General features: G+C 66.9%; 14 protein-coding genes. 2 read left to right on the top strand and 12 right to left on the bottom strand.

Going from position 1 to position 17537, the window contains the following annotated elements; translation table 11 throughout:
• Positions 1 to 23 precede the first annotated feature (23 nt).
• Complete coding sequence (locus BGK68_RS21425; RefSeq protein ID WP_158035493.1) at positions 24 to 725, top strand: choice-of-anchor E domain-containing protein; 702 nt, start codon at positions 24 to 26, stop codon at positions 723 to 725.
• A gap of 241 nt (positions 726 to 966) precedes the next feature.
• Positions 967 to 1650 carry a choice-of-anchor E domain-containing protein gene (locus BGK68_RS21420; RefSeq protein WP_075258739.1) on the top strand — a complete coding sequence of 228 codons (684 nt, stop codon included), beginning with the start codon at positions 967 to 969 and terminating at the stop codon, positions 1648 to 1650.
• Between the two features lie 81 nt (positions 1651 to 1731).
• Here BGK68_RS21420 and BGK68_RS21415 read toward each other — a convergent pair whose 3' ends face one another.
• The 12 genes from BGK68_RS21415 to xrtA all read right to left on the bottom strand — a co-directional run bounded on the left by BGK68_RS21415 (position 1732) and on the right by xrtA (position 17536).
• A complete protein-coding gene (locus tag BGK68_RS21415; RefSeq protein ID WP_233149376.1) occupies positions 1732 to 2595 on the bottom strand; it encodes a hydrolase 1, exosortase A system-associated in 864 nt (287 codons plus the stop codon).
• Positions 2579 to 3430, bottom strand: a complete 852-nt coding sequence (locus tag BGK68_RS21410) for a hydrolase 2, exosortase A system-associated (RefSeq protein WP_083657866.1) — start codon at positions 3428 to 3430, stop codon at positions 2579 to 2581. Before BGK68_RS21410 ends, BGK68_RS21415 begins: the two co-directional genes overlap by 17 nt.
• A complete protein-coding gene (locus BGK68_RS21405; RefSeq protein WP_075259940.1) occupies positions 3427 to 3678 on the bottom strand; it encodes an acyl carrier protein in 252 nt (83 codons plus the stop codon). Before BGK68_RS21405 ends, BGK68_RS21410 begins: the two co-directional genes overlap by 4 nt.
• An 8-nt stretch (positions 3679 to 3686) precedes the next feature.
• A complete protein-coding gene (gene prsT, locus BGK68_RS21400; RefSeq protein WP_075258738.1) occupies positions 3687 to 6461 on the bottom strand; it encodes an XrtA/PEP-CTERM system TPR-repeat protein PrsT in 2775 nt (924 codons plus the stop codon).
• 131 nt (positions 6462 to 6592) lie between these two features.
• Positions 6593 to 8107: a lipopolysaccharide biosynthesis protein gene (locus BGK68_RS21395; protein ID WP_075258737.1), complete on the bottom strand. Its 1515-nt coding sequence runs from the start codon at positions 8105 to 8107 to the stop codon at positions 6593 to 6595.
• A complete protein-coding gene (locus tag BGK68_RS21390; protein ID WP_075258736.1) occupies positions 8104 to 9390 on the bottom strand; it encodes a glycosyltransferase in 1287 nt (428 codons plus the stop codon). The genes BGK68_RS21395 and BGK68_RS21390 overlap by 4 nt, the downstream gene beginning before the upstream one ends.
• 5 nt (positions 9391 to 9395) lie before the next feature.
• Positions 9396 to 10430 (bottom strand): polysaccharide deacetylase family protein, encoded by a 1035-nt coding sequence (locus BGK68_RS21385; RefSeq protein ID WP_083657864.1) that lies wholly within the window; start codon positions 10428 to 10430, stop codon positions 9396 to 9398.
• A 3-nt stretch (positions 10431 to 10433) separates the two neighbouring features.
• Entirely contained in the window at positions 10434 to 11609 is a 1176-nt protein-coding gene (locus BGK68_RS21380) for a glycosyltransferase family 4 protein (RefSeq protein ID WP_075259937.1), read from the bottom strand.
• Between the two features lie 14 nt (positions 11610 to 11623).
• Positions 11624 to 12844: a TIGR04063 family PEP-CTERM/XrtA system glycosyltransferase gene (locus tag BGK68_RS21375; protein WP_075258735.1), complete on the bottom strand. Its 1221-nt coding sequence runs from the start codon at positions 12842 to 12844 to the stop codon at positions 11624 to 11626.
• A 21-nt stretch (positions 12845 to 12865) separates the two neighbouring features.
• The gene (locus tag BGK68_RS21370) at positions 12866 to 14803 is read right to left on the bottom strand and encodes an XrtA/PEP-CTERM system amidotransferase (protein WP_075258734.1); all 1938 of its coding nucleotides are present in this window, start codon (positions 14801 to 14803) and stop codon (positions 12866 to 12868) included.
• A gap of 5 nt (positions 14804 to 14808) precedes the next feature.
• A complete protein-coding gene (locus tag BGK68_RS21365; protein WP_083657863.1) occupies positions 14809 to 15975 on the bottom strand; it encodes a TIGR03088 family PEP-CTERM/XrtA system glycosyltransferase in 1167 nt (388 codons plus the stop codon).
• A 7-nt stretch (positions 15976 to 15982) separates the two neighbouring features.
• Positions 15983 to 17536 (bottom strand): exosortase A, encoded by a 1554-nt coding sequence (gene xrtA / locus BGK68_RS21360; protein WP_075258733.1) that lies wholly within the window; start codon positions 17534 to 17536, stop codon positions 15983 to 15985.
• Position 17537 lies beyond the last annotated feature (1 nt).

The following is a 17537-nucleotide window of genomic DNA, read 5'->3' as shown; positions in this document are numbered from 1 at the left end:
CCACTTTTATTATTAAATCTACCATGAAAAAGTTTTCCTCCCTTCTGGTTTCTTTTGCCGCCGCCGCCAGCTTCATGGCTGCCGCGCCGGCCCACGCGACCCTGACGACGGTGACATCGGCTTGGCAGCAAGCCGCGTTCGATCTGCCCACCATCGATGCCAGCGCCACCGTCCAATTCAATGGCTTCAATGCCTCCCTGGGCAAGCTGATCGGCGTGACGGTCAAGTTCATCATGGATGAAACCCTCACCGATACCATCTACAACTTCAACACCCACGCGGTCACGGTGGGCAACCCGCGTCCGGTCTTTGCGACCTCGACCATTACCGCCACCGGTCCCCTGGGCCTTACCACCGTGAACCAACTGAACACTACCCCGCAATTCGCTGGCGTGGTCCCGGCCGCGCCCTCGGTGGGCAGCTTCAGCAGCAAGGTCATCAGCAACACCGTGACCGGCATCCAGTCCGGCCCGGTGACCGTGAACGGCACCCCCGCCTCGCTGGCTGCCTACATCGGCGGCCAGAACAGCGTGACCATCAACGTCGACGGCGAAGGTAGCCAGTCCGGCTCCCTGCCGCCCAACGTGATGAATGGCTACTCGGCCAGCGCCAACGGCATGGTCTACCTGCAATACATCTACCAGGTGCCGGAACCCGCCTCCATGGCCCTGTTCGCGCTGGGCCTGCTGGCGCTGACCCAGCTGCGTCGCCGCAAGTCCTCCTGAGGATCAGGCCGCAAGCGCCCGACAGGGTGCGCATGGCTCCTGCGACAAGGGCGCTACCGAATCGGTAGCGCCCTTGTCGCTTTTGGGGAGGGAGCTGGGGCGGATGCCGGTTTTCTTTACACTTGTCTCGAGGCTGTTTGCTAAGTATTTGTTTTTTCTATCATTTTTTTCTGGCCCGCTCCTTGCTATGGTGGTATTGACAACAACTTTCTGTCATTTGGGAACAAACAGAGGAGTGGGTATGAAAAAGCAGATTCTCTCCATCGTCGCCGCCATTCTGGCTTGCGTCGCCATGTCGTTGCACGCACCCGCCCAGGCCGGGGCGATACTGAGTTCCAACTGGCAGAGCGCCGCCTTCAATCTGGCCTCCATCGATGACGACACCACCTTGAGCTTCCACGGCTTCAACTCGGGGCTGGGCAGCCTGATCGGCGTGGTCATGAAGTTCACCCTGTCCGAGACCCTGTATGACCGTGTCTTCAATCTGGGCTCCAAGGCCAGCAACATCGGCAATCCCAGCCAGATCTTCGCTACCTCCATCATCACCGTGTCCGGCCCCCTGGGCCTGCAAAGCGTCAACCAGTTGAGCACCACGCCGTTCCGGGGCAAGGTCCCGAGCGGCCTGAGCACCATCGCTACGGCTTCGCTGACCAATCATCAGGTGGCTCCGGTGCAGCTCAATGGCACCCCGGCCTCGCTGGCCAGCTATATCGGCGCCAACCACCAGGTGACCATCAGCGTGGATGGATTGGGCGTGCAGAGCGGTTCTCTGGCCCGCAACGTGCTGACCGGCTACGACGGCACGGCTAGCGGCGTGGTCTACCTGCGCTACATCTACAAGGTGCCCGAGCCTGCCATCCTGGCCTTGTTCGGCCTGGGCTTGCTGCTGCTGGCCGCGATGAGCTGGCGTCGCCGCCAGGGCTGAAGCCGGCTTGCCACGTAGTCCATTGTCGCCACGCCGTGCGCCCGATCAGCGCACGGCGTTTTTACTTGCGCCGTTGCGGTGTCAGCGTTCCAGCCTCGTCAGCCAGCGCAGGCAGGCTTGCGCCACCTGTTCACGCCAGAGGCGGGTAGAAAAGGTGTGGTTGGCCTCGGGCAGGTCGATGCGGGTAGTGCGGGAGGCCAGCAAGAGGGCTTCCCAGCGGCTGCCAGGCGTGGCCAGGTCGGCAAACTCGCGTGCGGTCAGGTCCGCGCCCGACAGGATCAGCAGCACCGGACCGCTGAAGCGCTCATAGGCCTGTTGCAGCCGCATCGGCAGCAGCTCCGGTGTGGCCGCTGGTGCGCTGGCGGCCCGGCGCCACTGGCCGAGCAAAGAGCGCAGCGCTGCCACCGCATTGAATCGCCCGCGCAGGATCTTGTTCCACAGGTCAGGACTGGTCAGGCGCGCGCGGTAATAATGTGTCAGATAGGCCTGGGCCTGGCCGGCTTCCGTGCGCGCCCAGGGGTTGACCAGCACCATGGCGCGCACCCGCGCATCGGCGCTGGCATGCAACAGCGCCGCCGAGGCGCCGTCGCACAAGCCCCACAGCACCACGCCGTCCAGTCCCGGCTGGGCCTTGAGCAAGCCGTCCAGGGCGCAGTCGATGTCCGCCGCTACGCCTTCGAAGCCGGCCGCTTCGCCCTGGCTGTCGCCCATCCCGCGAAAATCCATCCGCAGCACCGTAAAACCGGCGGCCGCGAAACGGCGCGCCAGCAGGGTGAACTGACGATGGCTGCCGGCGCGATACTGCGCACCGCCCACCAGCATGAGAATGCCGGGCCGCCGCACGGCAGCCTCCGACAGTGCCGTCTCGGGCAGCGTCAGGATGCCCATCAACTGCTGCCCCTGGCAATGCAGCGGGCAGACGTGTTCTTTATAGGCCATGGGCATGGGCGTGCTCCAGCGTGGTTCGCACCCAGGCGCAACTGGCCTCGATCAGGGCGGGGCAGGTGGTCACCTCCGGGGTGGACCAGAAGGCCGGCCCCGTCACTGTCTGGGGCGTGACCGACCAGGCTTGCGCCAGCCGTGCGCTGGCCGGAGCCAGTGGCAGCGCCGGGTCGCGCACCAGCTCCAGCCAGTGCAGCGGCAGTCCCGCCGGCGGCGCAGTGGCCTGCAGGCCATCGATGCTGGCCACCAGTGCGCCATTGAGTTCGTAGCCGCCCACTTCCAGCAATTGCCCTTGCTGCAATTGCGCGCGCAGGGCGGCCACGCTGTTGGCCGCTGGTCCACTCGCGCTGCCCATGCCGGCGGCCAGTTGCAGGCGCAGGAACTGCGTCATGTAGGCCTGCGCATCGGCCAGCGGATTCCACAACAGCAGCAGCCCCAGGTCGGCTGCGCGCAGGCGCGCCACCTCCAGCGCCAGCAGTGCGCCCAGACGCAGCCCCCACAGTCCGACCGGCGCATGCGTGCGCTGCTGCAGCCAGTCGATGGCCAGGCCGATATCGTCGCGCCACACCGCCCAGCTGGCCTCGGCCAGTTCACCAGCGCTGTCGCCGCAACCATAGAGGTCGATCAGCAAGACCCCCACGCCCTGCCGCGCCAGGGCCTGGGCTTGCAGGGCGGCCATGCGACGGCTGCGGTTCATTTCCTCGGCAAAGGGGGCGACATAGACCAGCCCGCCGAGACAAGGACCATGGGCGGCGGGGGCGTGGTACAGGCACAGCCGCCCGCCGTGCGCGGCGCTCAGGTAGAACGGCAACGGCGGCGCGGCGGCGAGCGGTTTCATTGCGCCAGCTTGCCCTCGACCAGCGCGGTGAGCGCACCGACGGTCTCGAAATGGGTGGCCTGGATGTCGTCGTCGTCCAGATAGATGCCAAAGCGCTCCTCCAGCGAGGCCACGATATGGATCACCGCCGCCGAATCCAACTCGGCCACGCTGCCCAACAGTGGCGTCTCGCGTTGCCACTGGGCGCAGCGCTGTTCCAGTCCCAGGGTTTCACCCAGCAGTGTCCTGATGTCGGCAAGGATATCCATGGGCGTGCTCACAGCTGGGCCAGCAGGGCGCGGGCCTGCTCATTCTGGGCGCTGCCCTTGGGGCTGGCCAGGATCTTTTCCAGCTCGCTGCGAGCAGCGCTCTTGTCGCCGGTCTTCATCAGCGCCTGCGCCAGGTGCAGACGGATATCCATGGCCTCGGGGGCGGCCGCGACAGCCTTCTTCAGCAGTGGCAGGCCGCGTTCGGCATGGCCTTTCTCGACCAGCATCCAGCCCAGGGTATCGATCACCGGGGCGCTGTCTCCCGCCGCAGCGTAGGCTTTTTCAGCCGTCGGCAAGGCGCGCGCATCGCCTTCCTGCTGATAGGCCCAGGCCAGGTTGTTGAGCGCCCCGGCATTGTCCGGTTGCTGGCGCAGCGCCAACTGGTATTGCTCGATGGCCTGCTTGTTCTGCTTGCGCGAGAGCGCCGTTTCGCCCAGGTAGAGATGCAGGGCGACATCCTTGGGATGGCTCTTGAACCATTGCGCGGCCAGCGTATCGGCGGCCGCGTTCTTGCCTGCCAGCAGCAGCGCGCCGTGCAGCTTCATGAGCAGGCGCACGTTTTCCTTGTCGCGCGCAAAGGCCTGGTCGAAGGCCGCTGCGGCCAGCTCAGGCTTGTTCTGGAAGGCTTGCAGATTGCCTTCCAGCTCGTAGCCCACCAGTGCCTGGGTGGGGCGCTTCTGCATCTGCTGGGCGATGGCCAGGGCCTTGGCCGGTTCGCCATTTTCGCTGTACAGCGTGGCGCGGAAGATCTCGGCATCGGTGTAGTCGGGCTGGATCTCCAGCGCCTTGCGTGCCGCGTCAGCCGCGCCCTGCACATCCTTGGCGCTCTGGTAGAGCGAGGCCAGACGCAACTGCGTCGGCGCCGAATCCGGCTGCAGCGTGGCCAGGCGCTGGTAGCTGGCCAGCGCACCCTGGGTATCGCCGCTGGCGAACTGGGCCTGGCCCAGCATTTCCAGCGCCGCCGCATCGCCGGGATTGCTGGCCTGCAGCTTGCGGGCCATGGTCAGGCCTTTTTCCTTCTGGTCGGTCAGCAGGTAGCGGGCGATCAGTTGCGCGCTGGCCTGCACCGATTCGGGATTTTCATTGACCGCCCGTTCCAGCCACTGGGTCGCTTCCTGCGGATGCTTGTCACGCTCGGCCAGGGTTGCCAGCGCGGTCATGGCGGGGATGCTCTTCTTGTCCTTGGCCAGCACTGCCTCAAAGCGCTTGCGCGCCGCCTCGGGCTGGTTGTCCTTCAGGTCGAGCTGGGCCAGGTTGGCGGTGGCGGCAAAGAAGCCCGGATCGATCGCCAGCGCCTTCTCGAACGCCTTGCGGGCATTGGCGTAGTCGTTCTGGGCCAGATAGACGCCGCCCTTGAGGTTCTGCACGATGGGGTTGGCGGGCTGTTCCTGTTCGGCTGCGTTGGCAGCGACCAGCGCCTTGTCGTATTCCTTCTGGCGCATGTGCGTCATCACCAGCAGCACGCCCGCCTGGGATGACTTGGTGTCCAGGCTGGCAGCGGTCTGGAACTGGGCGGCGGCGCTGTCGGTCTGGCCGCGTCCCAGGTTGCTCAGGCCCAGGCCCATGTGATAACGCGCGCTTTGCGGCGCCAGGGCGCTGGCCTTTTCATAGTAGTCGGCGGCCTTGGCGAAGTCCTTGTTTTCGATGGCGATCTCGCCGGCCAGGGCCAGCAGTTCGGCATCCTGCTGGCCAGTCTTGAGGGCCGGCTCCAGCGTCGCGGCGGCCTTGGCCTTCTGGCCATTCTTCAGTTGCGCCGACGCCAGCAGCTTGCGGGCGTAGTTGTCATCGGGGACCTTGTCCAGGTACTTGCCCAGGTTCAGCTCGGCCTGCGGCATCGAGCCCAGCGCGTACTGGATCGCACCGGCCAAGAGCGCCGCCGGCAGGTAGTCGGGCGCGCCAGCCTGCACCTTCTGGATCTCGGTCAGAGCGTCGGCATGCTTGCCCTGGCTGAAGGCCAGCAAGGACTGCATGTAGGTCGACAGCAGGTTCTTGGGATTGGCCTTCTGCGCGGCCTGGATATCGGCCTGGGCTGGCGCGAATTTGCGCTGGCGGATCTCCAGGTCAGCCCGCGCCAGCAGCGCATCGACCTGGTCCGGCTTGCGCTTGATCACCTGGCCCAGCACGGCGGTGGCCTCGTCCATGGCGCCCTGGCCGCGCAGCAGGTTGGCCTTGAACATGAGCACGTCATTGTTGTCGGGATTCTTGGCAATGGCCTCGTCGGTGTAGCGGGTCGCCGCTTCCAGGTTGCGCTCCAGCAGGGCGCTGCGGGCCAGCCCGATCAAGGCGGTGGGCAGCTTGGCATCGCTCTGCAGCGCCGTCTCGAACGCGGCCTTGGCCTCGGCGGACTTGCCCAGTCCCAGGTAGGCGTTGCCGCGCAGCGCCGCGATCTCGCCTTGGGCTGGCAGGGCGGCAGTCTGTTCCAGCGCCTTGGCGAACTGGCCCTGCAGCAGCAAGGACTGGGTCAGCGCCGGCACCACCTGCTCGGGCTTGATCCCTAGCGACAAGGCGCGCCGCAATTCCTTCTCGGCCGAGGCGGCGTTGCCATTGGCCAGGTAGATCTGGCCCAGCAGCAGGCGCGCCTGGGCGTTCTCGCCGTCCTTTTGCAAGGCGTTCTTGAGCTGGATCTCGGCGGCGGCGTTATCGCCTTTCTGCTGGTACTGCCGGGCTTCGTCCACCAGCGAATCGGCCGACTTGAAACGTTCGCAGGCCGTCACCCCCACACACACCATGGCCACGGCCAACACCACAGCGCAGAGGCGCCCCGTGCGTTTTGACTCTAGCATCGTCCATCCCATTTTATGATCCCTCGATCCGGTGATTGTTGTAATTTCGATAACTATCGTGGATGCCACTATAGCCTATCTGGCAAGTTTTTCGCGCAGTGCGCAGGTAAATTTCCCGGTCAGCAAACTGCTCATTGCTGACGCTTCCGTACGAAAGGCCAGCGTTGCAGCCGTGCCGCAGGTACGCCCAGGTCAATCAGGATCTGGCCGATCTCGCCCACCGCGTGGCGGTCCACATAGACGATCCAGGCCAGGTAGGTCAGCGCCCCGCTGAGGATCTCCAGCGCCAGGATCAGCGGCGCCGGCAAGGCCAGCGCATACAGCCCGGCGCGCACGCCCAGCACCACCGCCAGCATGGCCAGGGCGCCGGCCAGGATGGGCAGCAGGGCGCGGTAATAGCCTCGCATCGACAGTCCGGTCAGCCGCGCCACGTCGTGCAGCAACTTCACCGACAGCAGCGGATAGACCAGCACCCAGGCCGCCGACACCCCGCGCAGCCCATCGGCCCACGCGCCCACCGCAAAGGCCAGCGACATCGTCGCCGCGCACAGCGCCGTATAGGCCACCAGCCGCTTGACCTGGCCGATGGCGGTAAGCACCTGGGAGAGCAGCGGATCGACCGACTTCACCAGCCCCATCAGGCAAAGCGCCGAGAACGGCACCTGGCATTGCAGCCATTTCGGCCCCAGCACCACCAGGATCAATTCGTGCGAACAGGCCAGCATGCCCATGAGCGCCGGATAGACCACGTAGGCAATGCCGCGCGTCATGTTGACCAGCACCGCATTGAGCCGCGCCGGCTCATGCTGCAGCTTGGCAAAGAGCGGCGCGGCCACATTGATGACCAGTGAAGTGATCTGGCTGCTGGGCAGCGTGGCCAGTGAAAACGCCATGCCATAGATGCCCAGCGAGGCCGCGCCCAGCACGCGTCCGACGATGGCGCGGTCGGCATTGCTGTAGAGGTACCAGAACACCCGGCTGGTGATGACGTGCAGGCCGAAGAGCACCAGTTCCACCGCTTCGCGCACGCCATAGCGACCGCGCGGACGCCAGGGCGAGAGCAGGAAGTAGCCGCCGCTGTAGGTGGCCGTGGCCGCCAGCGAACCCCACACCAGCGACCACACGCCCATGCCCGCCAGCGCCAGCCCCAGGCTCACCGCGCTTTGCAGCACGATGCCCAGGATGGTGATGCCGGCCATGGCCTTGAACTGCATCTGCTTGCGCAGGAAGGCTTCCGGCACGCTGCCGGCCGCCCCCATGATGAAACCGACCGCCAGCGTGGAAATCATCGGCTGCAGCTGCGGCTGGCGGAAGAAGCCGGCGATGGGGCCGGCCGCTAGCACCGTCAGCAGGAACAGCACCACGCTGCATCCCATGGCGATGAGGAAGCAGCCGTTGACCTGTTCCTGGCTCAGTTGGGGCCGCTGCACGATGGCCGTGGTCAGGCCGATCTCGTTGAAAAAGCCGATGAAGGCGATGAGCATCATGGCGATCTCCATGAGCCCGTACTCGGCGGGACTGAGCAACCGCGCCAGCACCAGCGTGGTACTGAGCGAGACCAGCTTGCCCACCGCATTGCCCAGGCCGACGTGGCTGATGGCCTTGACGGTCTTGCTGCGCAGATCGTTGTGCATGGTCTGGCTCACGGCGCGCTCTGGGAGAACAGTTCGGCCAGCTGGCGCGTGCGGTGGGTGCGCGAACTGGCCGCCACCAGGGCTTCGCTGGCTACGTGCGCCGTGCCATCGGCGATGGCCCGCAGGAAGCGCGTGAGCACTGGCGCGATGGCCTCGGGATCGGTCATCTCGACCAGATCAGGAAAGCCGGCGCTGCGCAGCATGCCGGCGGTTTCTCCCTCCAGGTCCAGCAGCCCCAGCACGGGTTTGCGGGCGCGGAAGTATTCGTAGATCTTGGCCGGCGCCTGGCGGTTGAAGGGCCGCCCCTGGAACACCAGCAGGCCATCGGCTTCCAGCATTTCGTGCAAGGCCTGGCGATACGGCACGGGCGGCGCGATGTGGACCAGATCGATGACGCCGCAGCGTTGCGCCAGCTGGGTGAAATAGTCCAGGTCGCCAGGTGCGCGCAGGATCACCCGCAAGCGCTGGGCATCGACCAGCCCACGCGCGCGCAGCATGGCCAGGGCCTGGAAGAAGGCGCTGGGGTCGCGTCCCTCGGTATAGAGCACGCCGCTGTGGACCAGCGTCAGCGGGCGCGTCTGCCCAGGCTGACCCGGCAGCGCGCAGGCGTGCGGTTCCTGGGCGAAGGTCTGTTCGTCATAGCCGTTTTCGATCACCACGAACTTGTGGTGCAGGGCTGCGGGAAAGCGCGCCCGGTAGGACTCCAGCGCCCCCTGCGTGGTGAACGTGGCGTGGGTGCAATGCTTGATCGCAAGCCGCTCGATCCAGCCGAACAGCTTGCGCTGCCAGCGGTTGCTGGGAAAGTCCGATTGCAGCATGGGGTCACGGAAGTCGGCTACCCAGGGCAGGCCAGTGAGCCAATGTACGGACAGGCCAATCAGGTGCGCCGTGGAGATCGGGAAGGTGGACCAGATCACCTTCGGCTTGTGCTGGCGCACCATCGCCAGGGCGCAGGGCAGGGCGAACAGCCACCAACTGATCCAGCGGTCCGGCAAGGCGGTGATCTGCAGATAACGGCCCTTCCAGCCCAGGTGACGCTTGGCGTCCAGCGCCAGTGGACGGCGCACGATCAGCTCCGGCGGCAGGCTGGCCAACTGCGAGGCATTCTTGCGTTCATAGGCCATCGGGTGGGCAGAGAGCACCATGGGCGTCCAGCCGAACTGGGCCAGGTGCCGCGAAAAACTGAGGGTGCGCTGGATGCCGCTGCTTTCCGACTGCGGCGGAAAGTGGAAGGCGATCAGCAAGGCGCGCGGCAGCGTTGCGCCTTCTTGGGAGGGGGAGGAATGCTTCTGCATGGTCGTCAGGCTCCAGGCCGGGCCAGCCAGCGCAGCAGGCGCAGGCCGAACATCAGGGGGCGGCGGTCCCAGGGACGGCCGCGCGGGATCTGGTAGCAGTCATGTTCCGCTCCGGCCGAGCCGCCTGCGGTGGTAAAGGCGGCCTCATAACCGGCGCCGCGCACCATGGCGACGTGGCGCTGGTCATAGTCCAGCCCCGGCTTGCCGTTGGGATAGGCGAACAGCCGCAGCCGGCGGCCCAGGATGCTCTCCAGCGCCACCTTGTTGTCGCTGATCTCATGGCGCGCCTGGGCGTCGTCGAGCCGGCTGAGGATGGGGTGCGAGGTGGTATGGCCGCCGATTTCCACACCCGCCTGCGCCAGGGCGACCAGCATGTCGCGATCGAGCATGAGGTCCTGGTCGGCCTGATCGGTCTGGCTGGCTGGGCCGGCGTGGCGTTCCAGCGTTTCGATGACGCGCTGGCGCTCTGTGGGCGGCAGGTACTTGACGTGGGCATCGAGCAAGGTCGCCAGGTGGGTGCGGGCGTCCGGGTCGTGGCGCAGGTCCGAGGCGGTCGGCAGCAGAGCCTGCGGCAGGCCCAGCGCCTGCCAGTCGGTTGCATCGGCGGGCAGTCGCCGCACGGCGTGGAGGATGCGGTCGTTCCACATGCTGCCGTGTTCGACGAAGCCGGTGGTGGCGAAGACGGTGGCCGGCAAGCCCAGTTGCTGCAAGACCGGCAGGGCCAGCGTATGCACCGAGCGATAGCCATCGTCGAAGGTGATGCTTACCGCGCGCGGCGGCAGGCTGTTCTGCTGCAGCCGTTGCAGCGCCTCGGCCAGCGGCAGCACGGTGAATCCCTTGGCCAGCAACTGCATCTGCCAGCGGAAACTGGCCAGGTCGATCTCGCCTCCCAGCAACGGGTCCGGCTGCGCCAGCACGCGGTGATAGGTCAGGATGCACAGCCGGCGGCGCCGGACCAGCGCCAGCAGATTGCCAGCCAGCCGCAGCAGCAGCGCCAGCAAGCCCAGATGGACAGGGAGAGGGGGCAGGGCAGCGTGCATGGCTCAGCGTCCTCGCCCCAGGATGCGGCGGAACAACTGCAACTGGCCCTGGGTGGTGGCGTCCCAGCTGAAGCCTTCGGCATAGCGGCGCGTGGCGGCCCGCGCCGGCGCGGCCGCCTGCAGGGCGCGCACGGCGGTCGCAATGCCAGCGGCGCTGCGCTCCTGCATCAGCAGACCGGCATCGGGGTGCGCCACCACCTCGGGCGTGCCCCAGACCTTGCTGGCCACCACCGGTGTGCCGCAGGCCATGGATTCGAGCAGGACATTGGCCCAGCCCTCGCGGGAGGAAGCCAGCACCATCATGTCGGCGGCGTTGTAGTAGCTGCACAGGGCGCTCTGCGGCAGCGCACCCAGGAAGCGCACCCGCTCGCGCACGCCCAGTTGCGCGGCCAGCGCTTCCAGACGCGCCTGTTCGGGGCCGCTGCCGGCAATGAGCAGGCGCGCCTCGGGTAACAGCGGCAGCGCGGCGATAGTCAGGTCGTGGCCTTTGACCAGCGCCAGATTGCCCACCGAGAGCAGGGTGAAGCCGGTGATCTCCAGCTCGCGGCGCACGGCCTCGCGCTGCAGTGGCCGGAACAGCTGCAGGTCCACGCCATTGCGCAGCGCGACCACCTTGGCGGGGTCTGCGCCCAGCACGATCAGTTCATCACGCAGCGCATTGCAGACGGTGATGATGGCGGCGGCCTGGTCGGCCGCCCAGCGGATCATCTTGCCGGGCCAGCGGTAGTGCGGCAGCAGGGTGATGTCGGAACCGCGCGCGGTGATCACCACCGGCTTGCCGAACTCCCGCGCCAGCATGGCCGCAGCCACCCCGTCGGGATAGAAGTAGTGGGCATCGATGGCGTCGAAATCGAAGCCCTCGGCTATCAGCCGGCGCAGCACCGGCTTGACCGCCATGGCCATGAGCAAGGGCGCGGGCGTCATGCCCACCTTGGGCAGCAGCGCATAGCGCGGATGCAGCACCGGGATGCCGCTGCGCACCTCGCTGCGCGGTACCCGCGCAAAGCGTGCATAGCTGCCAAAGCGGGGATGGCGCAGCGGGAACCACGGCACCGGCGCCACCACGCGTGACTGCACCTGTCCACTGGCGACCAGATGGCGCAGGCGGGTCTCCACGAAGATCCCGTGGCCGGGACGTTCGAGGTTGGGAAACAGCGTGGAAAAGGTCAGCAGCTTCATCGGCTTCATCTGCTTCAGGCGGTGCATGCGGCTGCAGCCACCAGGCGCGGATAGATCTGCTGGTAGCGCGCCACGCTGGCGGCCCAGTTGCGTTCGGTCTCGACGAAGTGGCGACCGGCGGCGCGCAGTTGCGGCCAGCGGGCCGGTTCGGCCAGCAAGGTCAGCACCTTCTGCGCCAGCGCCTCGGGCGAACCGGCGGCAAAGAGCACCCCGGTCTGGCCATCGCTGATCAGTTCGCGATGCCCGCCCACATCGGAGGCCACCACCAGCCGGCCTTGGGCCATGGCTTCCAGGGGCTTGAGCGGCGTGACCAGGTCGGTCAGGCGCATCTTCAGGCGCGGATAGACCAGCACGTCGATCAGGTTGTAGTAGCGCTGCACCTGCTCATGCGGCACCCGGCCGGCAAACACCACCTTGTCGCTCACCCCGAGTTCGGCGGCCAGGGCATGCAGGGCCCGTTCTTGCGGGCCGCCGCCCACCAGCAGCAGGCGTACGTCGGGATTGCCCGCCAGCAGTTGCGGCAGCGCCCGCACCAGCACCGGCAAGCCCTCATAGGCATAGAAGGAGCCGATGAAGCCCAGCAGCGTCTTGCCCTCCAGCCCGAGCTGGCGCGCCAGCGCGGGGTCGGCCTGCTGGCCCAGGCTGAAGTCGTCGATGTTGACCGCGTTGGGGATCACCGTCATCTTGGCCAGCGGTACGCCGCGCGCGGCGATATCGGCGCGCAGGCCTTCGCAGATGGTGGTGACGGCGTCGGCGCGCTTCAGAGCATAGGTTTCCAGCGCGCGGGTGAGGCGATAGCGCAGGCCGCCGGCGCGGCTGGTGCCATGGTCCACGGCGGCGTCTTCCCAGAAGGCGCGCACTTCATAGACCACCGGAATGCCCAGGCGGCGGCCCACCCGCAGCGCGGCGATGGCGTTCAAGGCCGGCGAATGGGCATGCAGCACATCGGGCCGGACCTGGCGCGCCACGTCTTCCAGCCGCCTGGCCAGACCATGGATCACGGCCAGCTGGTTCAGCACCGGCAGCCGCGCCAGTGGGCCGGTCGCGGGCGGCGTGCGATAGAAGCGCCAGCCATCGACCTCTTCTTCGGCAGCGGCGGCGGCACCCTGCTTGGCGCTGGTGATGTGCGAGGTCTGCCAGCCCAGCGCCCGCTGCTGCTTCAGGATGGACAGCGTGCGGAAGGTGTAGCCGCTATGCAGCGGGATGGAATGGTCGAGGATGTGCAGGATATGCATGGCGTGGCGTCTAGGTGCGTTTCAGGCCGCGCGGGCCGTAGGTTGGGGCTGTGCGGCGCTGGCCTGCAGGACATTGCGCAGGAAGGCCGCGAACATCAGCAGCGCCCACAGCGGCGCGGCATGGTCGCGGCGACCGCTCTGGTGCTGCTCCACCAGCTCTTGCACGAAGTCCATGTCGAACAGTCCGGTCTGGCGCAGCAACGGTCCCAGGAGACTCTCCTGTACCACCTGGCGCAGCGGTCCGCGCAGCCAGCTCGAGAGCGGGATGGAAAAGCCCATCTTGCGGCGATAGAGGATGTCTTCGGAGAGGGTCCCTTCGAGGGCTTTCTTGAAGATGTACTTGCCCTGGCCTTCGTGCAGCTTCAGCGCAGGCGGCAGGCCCGACACCCATTCCACGAACTGGTGATCCAGCAGCGGCACCCGCACCTCCAGCGCATGGGCCATGCTGGCGCGATCGACCTTGGTGAGGATGTCGCCGGGCAGGTAGGTCTTCAGGTCCAGGTACTGCAGCAGCGAGAGCGCGTCCTCAGTGGGGGCCTGCGCGGCATGGCCGCGCATGACGTCGATGGCCTGGTAGCCCTGCAGCTCGCGCCGCAGGCCAGGACTCAGCAGGCGCTGGCGTACCCGGTCGGGCATGATCGACACACCATGGAAATAGCCTTCCACGGTGTCGCGCGCCAGGGCTTCGAAGGTGGTCTTGGCGCGCAGCACGCGCGGCGCCCAGTCGGCCTTGGGATAATGGCGTCCGAGGAAACCGAACAGCGGCTTGCGCAAGCCCTCCGGCAGCCGGGCGCGCACCTTCTCTTCATTCATCGCATAGCGGTAGCGGCGGTAGCCGGCGAAATTCTCGTCGCCGCCGTCGCCGGACAGCGCCACCGTCACGCTCTCCTTGGCCAGCTGGCAGACGCGATAGGTGGGGATGGCCGAACTGTCGGCATAGGGTTCGTCGTACAGATTGGCCAGCAGGTCGATGAGGCTGTAGTCGTCCTTGTCCACGGTGCGCATGTGATGGCGCGTACGGAATTGCTGCGCCACTTGGGCGGCGTATTGCGACTCGTCATAGGCAGGGTCGTTGAAGGCGATCGAGCAGGTATTGACGGACTCGCCCGTCAATTGCGCCATCATCGCCACCACCGCGCTGGAATCGACGCCGCCGGAGAGGAAGCCGCCCAGGCTCACATCGGTGACCAGATGGCTGCCCACCACCTCGCGCAACCGTTCCAGCAATTCGGCGGCGATTTCCTCGGTGGGGCGCTGGCTGCCGGGCTGGAAGGGAATGTCCCAGTAGCGTTGCTGCTGCGGCTGGCCCAGCGTCACGCCCCGTTGCAGCAACAGCGTATGGCCAGGACTGAGCTTGTGCACGCCACGCAGGATGGTGCGCGGTTCCGGCACATAGCCGTAGGCGAAATACTCTTCGACGGCGCAGGGGTCGAGATCCCTGGGCAAGGCCGGATCGGCCAGCAACGCCTTGAGTTCGGAGGCGAACAGGAAACGGCCATCCGGCAACAATGCATAGAACAGCGGCTTGATGCCCAGCCGGTCGCGCGCCACGAACAGGGTCTGGCGCTGGCGGTCCCAGAGGGCGAAGGCGAACATGCCGCGCAGGCGCGTCACGCAATCCCGGCCCCATTCTTCCCAGGCATGGACGATGACCTCGGTATCGCAGCGCGAGCGGAACTGGTGGCCCAGGGCGGTCAGTTCGCGCATCAGTTCGCGGTAGTTGTAGATCATGCCGTTGAAGACCACCACCACGCTGCCATCCTCGTTGAACAGCGGCTGCTGGCCGCTGGACAGATCGACGATGGACAGGCGGCGATGACCCAGGCCGAGGCCGGCTTCGACATGCAGGCCGCCTTCATCGGGACCACGATGATGCTGGGTCTCGTTCATCCGCTCCAGCAGCTTGCGGTCGATCTCGGCCTGGCCGTGCAGGGAAAAGATGCCGGTGATTCCACACATGATGCTCAGTGTCCTTGTACGGTAGGTTGGCCGCGCTTGGCCGCCAGCATGCGGTCATACATGCCGGCATAGGCTTGCAGCATGGCCGCCATGCTGTGCTGGCGCAGGCAGCGTTCAAGGCCGGCCGCGCCATGGCGGGCCGCCAGCGCCGGTTCATCGACATAGGCGGCCATGGCCCGGGCCAGCGCCGCCGCATCACCCGCCGGGGTGAGCTGGCCGGTGGCGCCCTCGGCCACCACTTCGGGCACCCCCCCGACCGCCGTCGAAATGACCGGCAGACCCGTGGCCATGGCTTCCAGGATGGTCACCGGCACGCCCTCGGCAATGGAGGACAGCATGAAGACCGAGAAGCGCCGCATCATCACCTCCACATCCATGCGCGCACCCGGCAGCCACACCAGATCGGCAATGCCAGCCGCCTGCACCTTGGCGCGCAGGGCCGGCAGCAGCGGACCATCGCCGACGATGGCCAGCCGCAGGCGGCCACGTTGTTGCGGCCGCATGGCCAGCAAGGCGATGAAGGCATCGACCAGGGTAGCGTGGTCCTTGACGTCCTGGATCCGGCCCACGGTGCCGAACACCATGCAGCCAGCCGGCAGCTCGGGCGTGGTCTCGCGCAGACCCTCTGCGGGCGGATGGAAGCGGGCCGTGTCCACCCCATTGGCCAGCAGCAGGTTCTTCTCCGCCGGCACCTTGATGGTGTCGCGCAGCCAGTCGCGCAGGTCCGCCGAGACGGCGTAATAGCAGTCGTAGAAGGGCAGCACCAGCCGCCGCAGCAGGTTGTGGCGGGCGTTGCGGCCATGCGGGTCGCGCGCGTCGCGGCCATGCTCGCCATGCACCCGCACCGGCACCCCGGCCAAGAGCGCCGCCGGCGCATATTCGATGGTGGGCAGGTTGTAGGTGTGCAGCACGTCCGGACGCAGGCGGCGTAGCAGCCGCCACAGCTGCAGATGGGTCTGCGGCGCCAGTCCGGGCGGCTTGTGCAGGGCGTGGATGGCCACATCGGCCTTGTCGATCTTGCGGGCGAAGTCGGTGTAGTCGGTCAGGCAGATGATGGCGTGGCGATAGCGCTGGGCAGGCATGCGGTTGATGCAATCGACCAGCAAGGTCTCCAGCCCGCCGAAGTCGAGCCGGTAGATCAGATGCACCACCAGTGGAATATCCGGTTTCACGTCGCGCCTATCGCTTGCCATTGTGGTTGAGGGTGACTTCGATGCCGGCCAGGTTGTCCGCCAGGTAGCGCCGCAATACCGCGCGCGCCGCTTCTGGGTCTTCGTCCACTGGGGTGAAGACGAACAGCGCAGCGCCGTCGTCGCCCTGCATCTCCAGCTGGCTCTTGGTCTGCAGCAGCTTGGCCAGGTAGTCGTTCTCGACGAAGCGGCGGTCGATCCAGTACCAGCGCCAGATCAGCAGGCCTTGGCTATTGCCGCGAATGAGTTCTTCCCGCACCGCCAGCTGGCGCTCGCCTACGCGCTCCTGGCGGACCTCGCTGGCCGCCCGTGTCCAGGGGCTGTCCTTGACCGGCAGGATGCGGTTGACCGAGCTGACCAGCGCCGCCCCCGGCCCTTGGGCGCGGTAGTAGCGCAGGTAAAGGCCGACTTGCATGTCCTGCTGCCGATAGGCGCGGCTCAGTTCGGCCACGCCCGGCAGGAAGGCCGGCGTCCAGCTGCTGAAGGCGGGCGCTTCGCTCCAGCGGCTTGGCAGCGGGCTCAGTTGCACCGGCGCGCCCTCGGCGTCCAGCGCATGCATGCTGTGCGCATAGAGCGGCCCCAGCAGGATGGCGGCCAGCGCCAGCAGTGCGTACACCAGCAGGCGCACCGGCCTGGCTTCTGGCGTAGGGGGTGTGACGGGCGCGGTGGGCGGCGTGTCCTCGCGCGGCGCTTTGCGGCCTTCGATCCAGAAGCCGCCGATCCAGAACATCAGGAACATCACCAGCCCGAAGAACAGCCAGCCATAGATCAGGTGATCTACGCCGGTGGCCAGTTGCATGCTGCTCAGGTGGCCGATCATGACGATCAGGTAGGCGCGTACACCGTTGGCCAGCACCGGCACCACCACCGAGAGCAGCACGAAGCCCGCCTGGCGCCAGCGCGAGCGGTAGCTCAGGTGGGCATAGAGCACGCCCAGCGTGACCGAGGCGATCAGGTAACGCACCCCGCTGCAGGCTTCCACCACCGACCAGCGGCCCGAGGGAATGGCAAAGGTATTACCCTCGCGCCAGACCGGGATGCCCGTGAGCTGCAGGGCGGCGATGGTGAAGTCGGCGGTGAAGCCGATGAGCGGCTCCAGCAGCACCTCTCCCACCGGCACCGCCAGCAACAGGAACAACAACGGGAAGGCCAGCAGCCGCGCCATGCGCAGGCCCAGCAGCGTCACCACGCCCGTCACCATCAGCGCCACCAGGGCGAACTGCTTGACCACCTGCACATCGGCCAGCTCGCCCAGCAGCCAGCCCACACTGCACAGCGCCAGCACGGCCAGGCCGGGCAGGAAGGGCTGCGCAGGCAGGCCACGCAACTGGGCGCGTTGCCGCCAGATCAGCCACAGGCTGATGGGCAGGATCAGGTACTGGTGGGTGAAGGTCTCGGAACTGTTCCAGATCGCCACCATGGACCACAAGGTCTGCGGCAGCACCAGCAGCGGCGCCAGCAAGGCCAGCGCCAGCAGCGCCAGCGTGGCGGGCGCAATGCGCTCGGTGCGCGGCAGCGGCAAGGGCAGGTCGTTGGGTCGCATG

The organism is Herbaspirillum camelliae (assembly GCF_001929405.1).
Taxonomy (GTDB): Bacteria; Pseudomonadota; Gammaproteobacteria; order Burkholderiales; family Burkholderiaceae_D; genus Herbaspirillum; species Herbaspirillum seropedicae.
The sequence above is the reverse complement of the archived record's forward strand: the minus strand, read 5'-3'. Positions and strand labels throughout refer to the sequence as shown.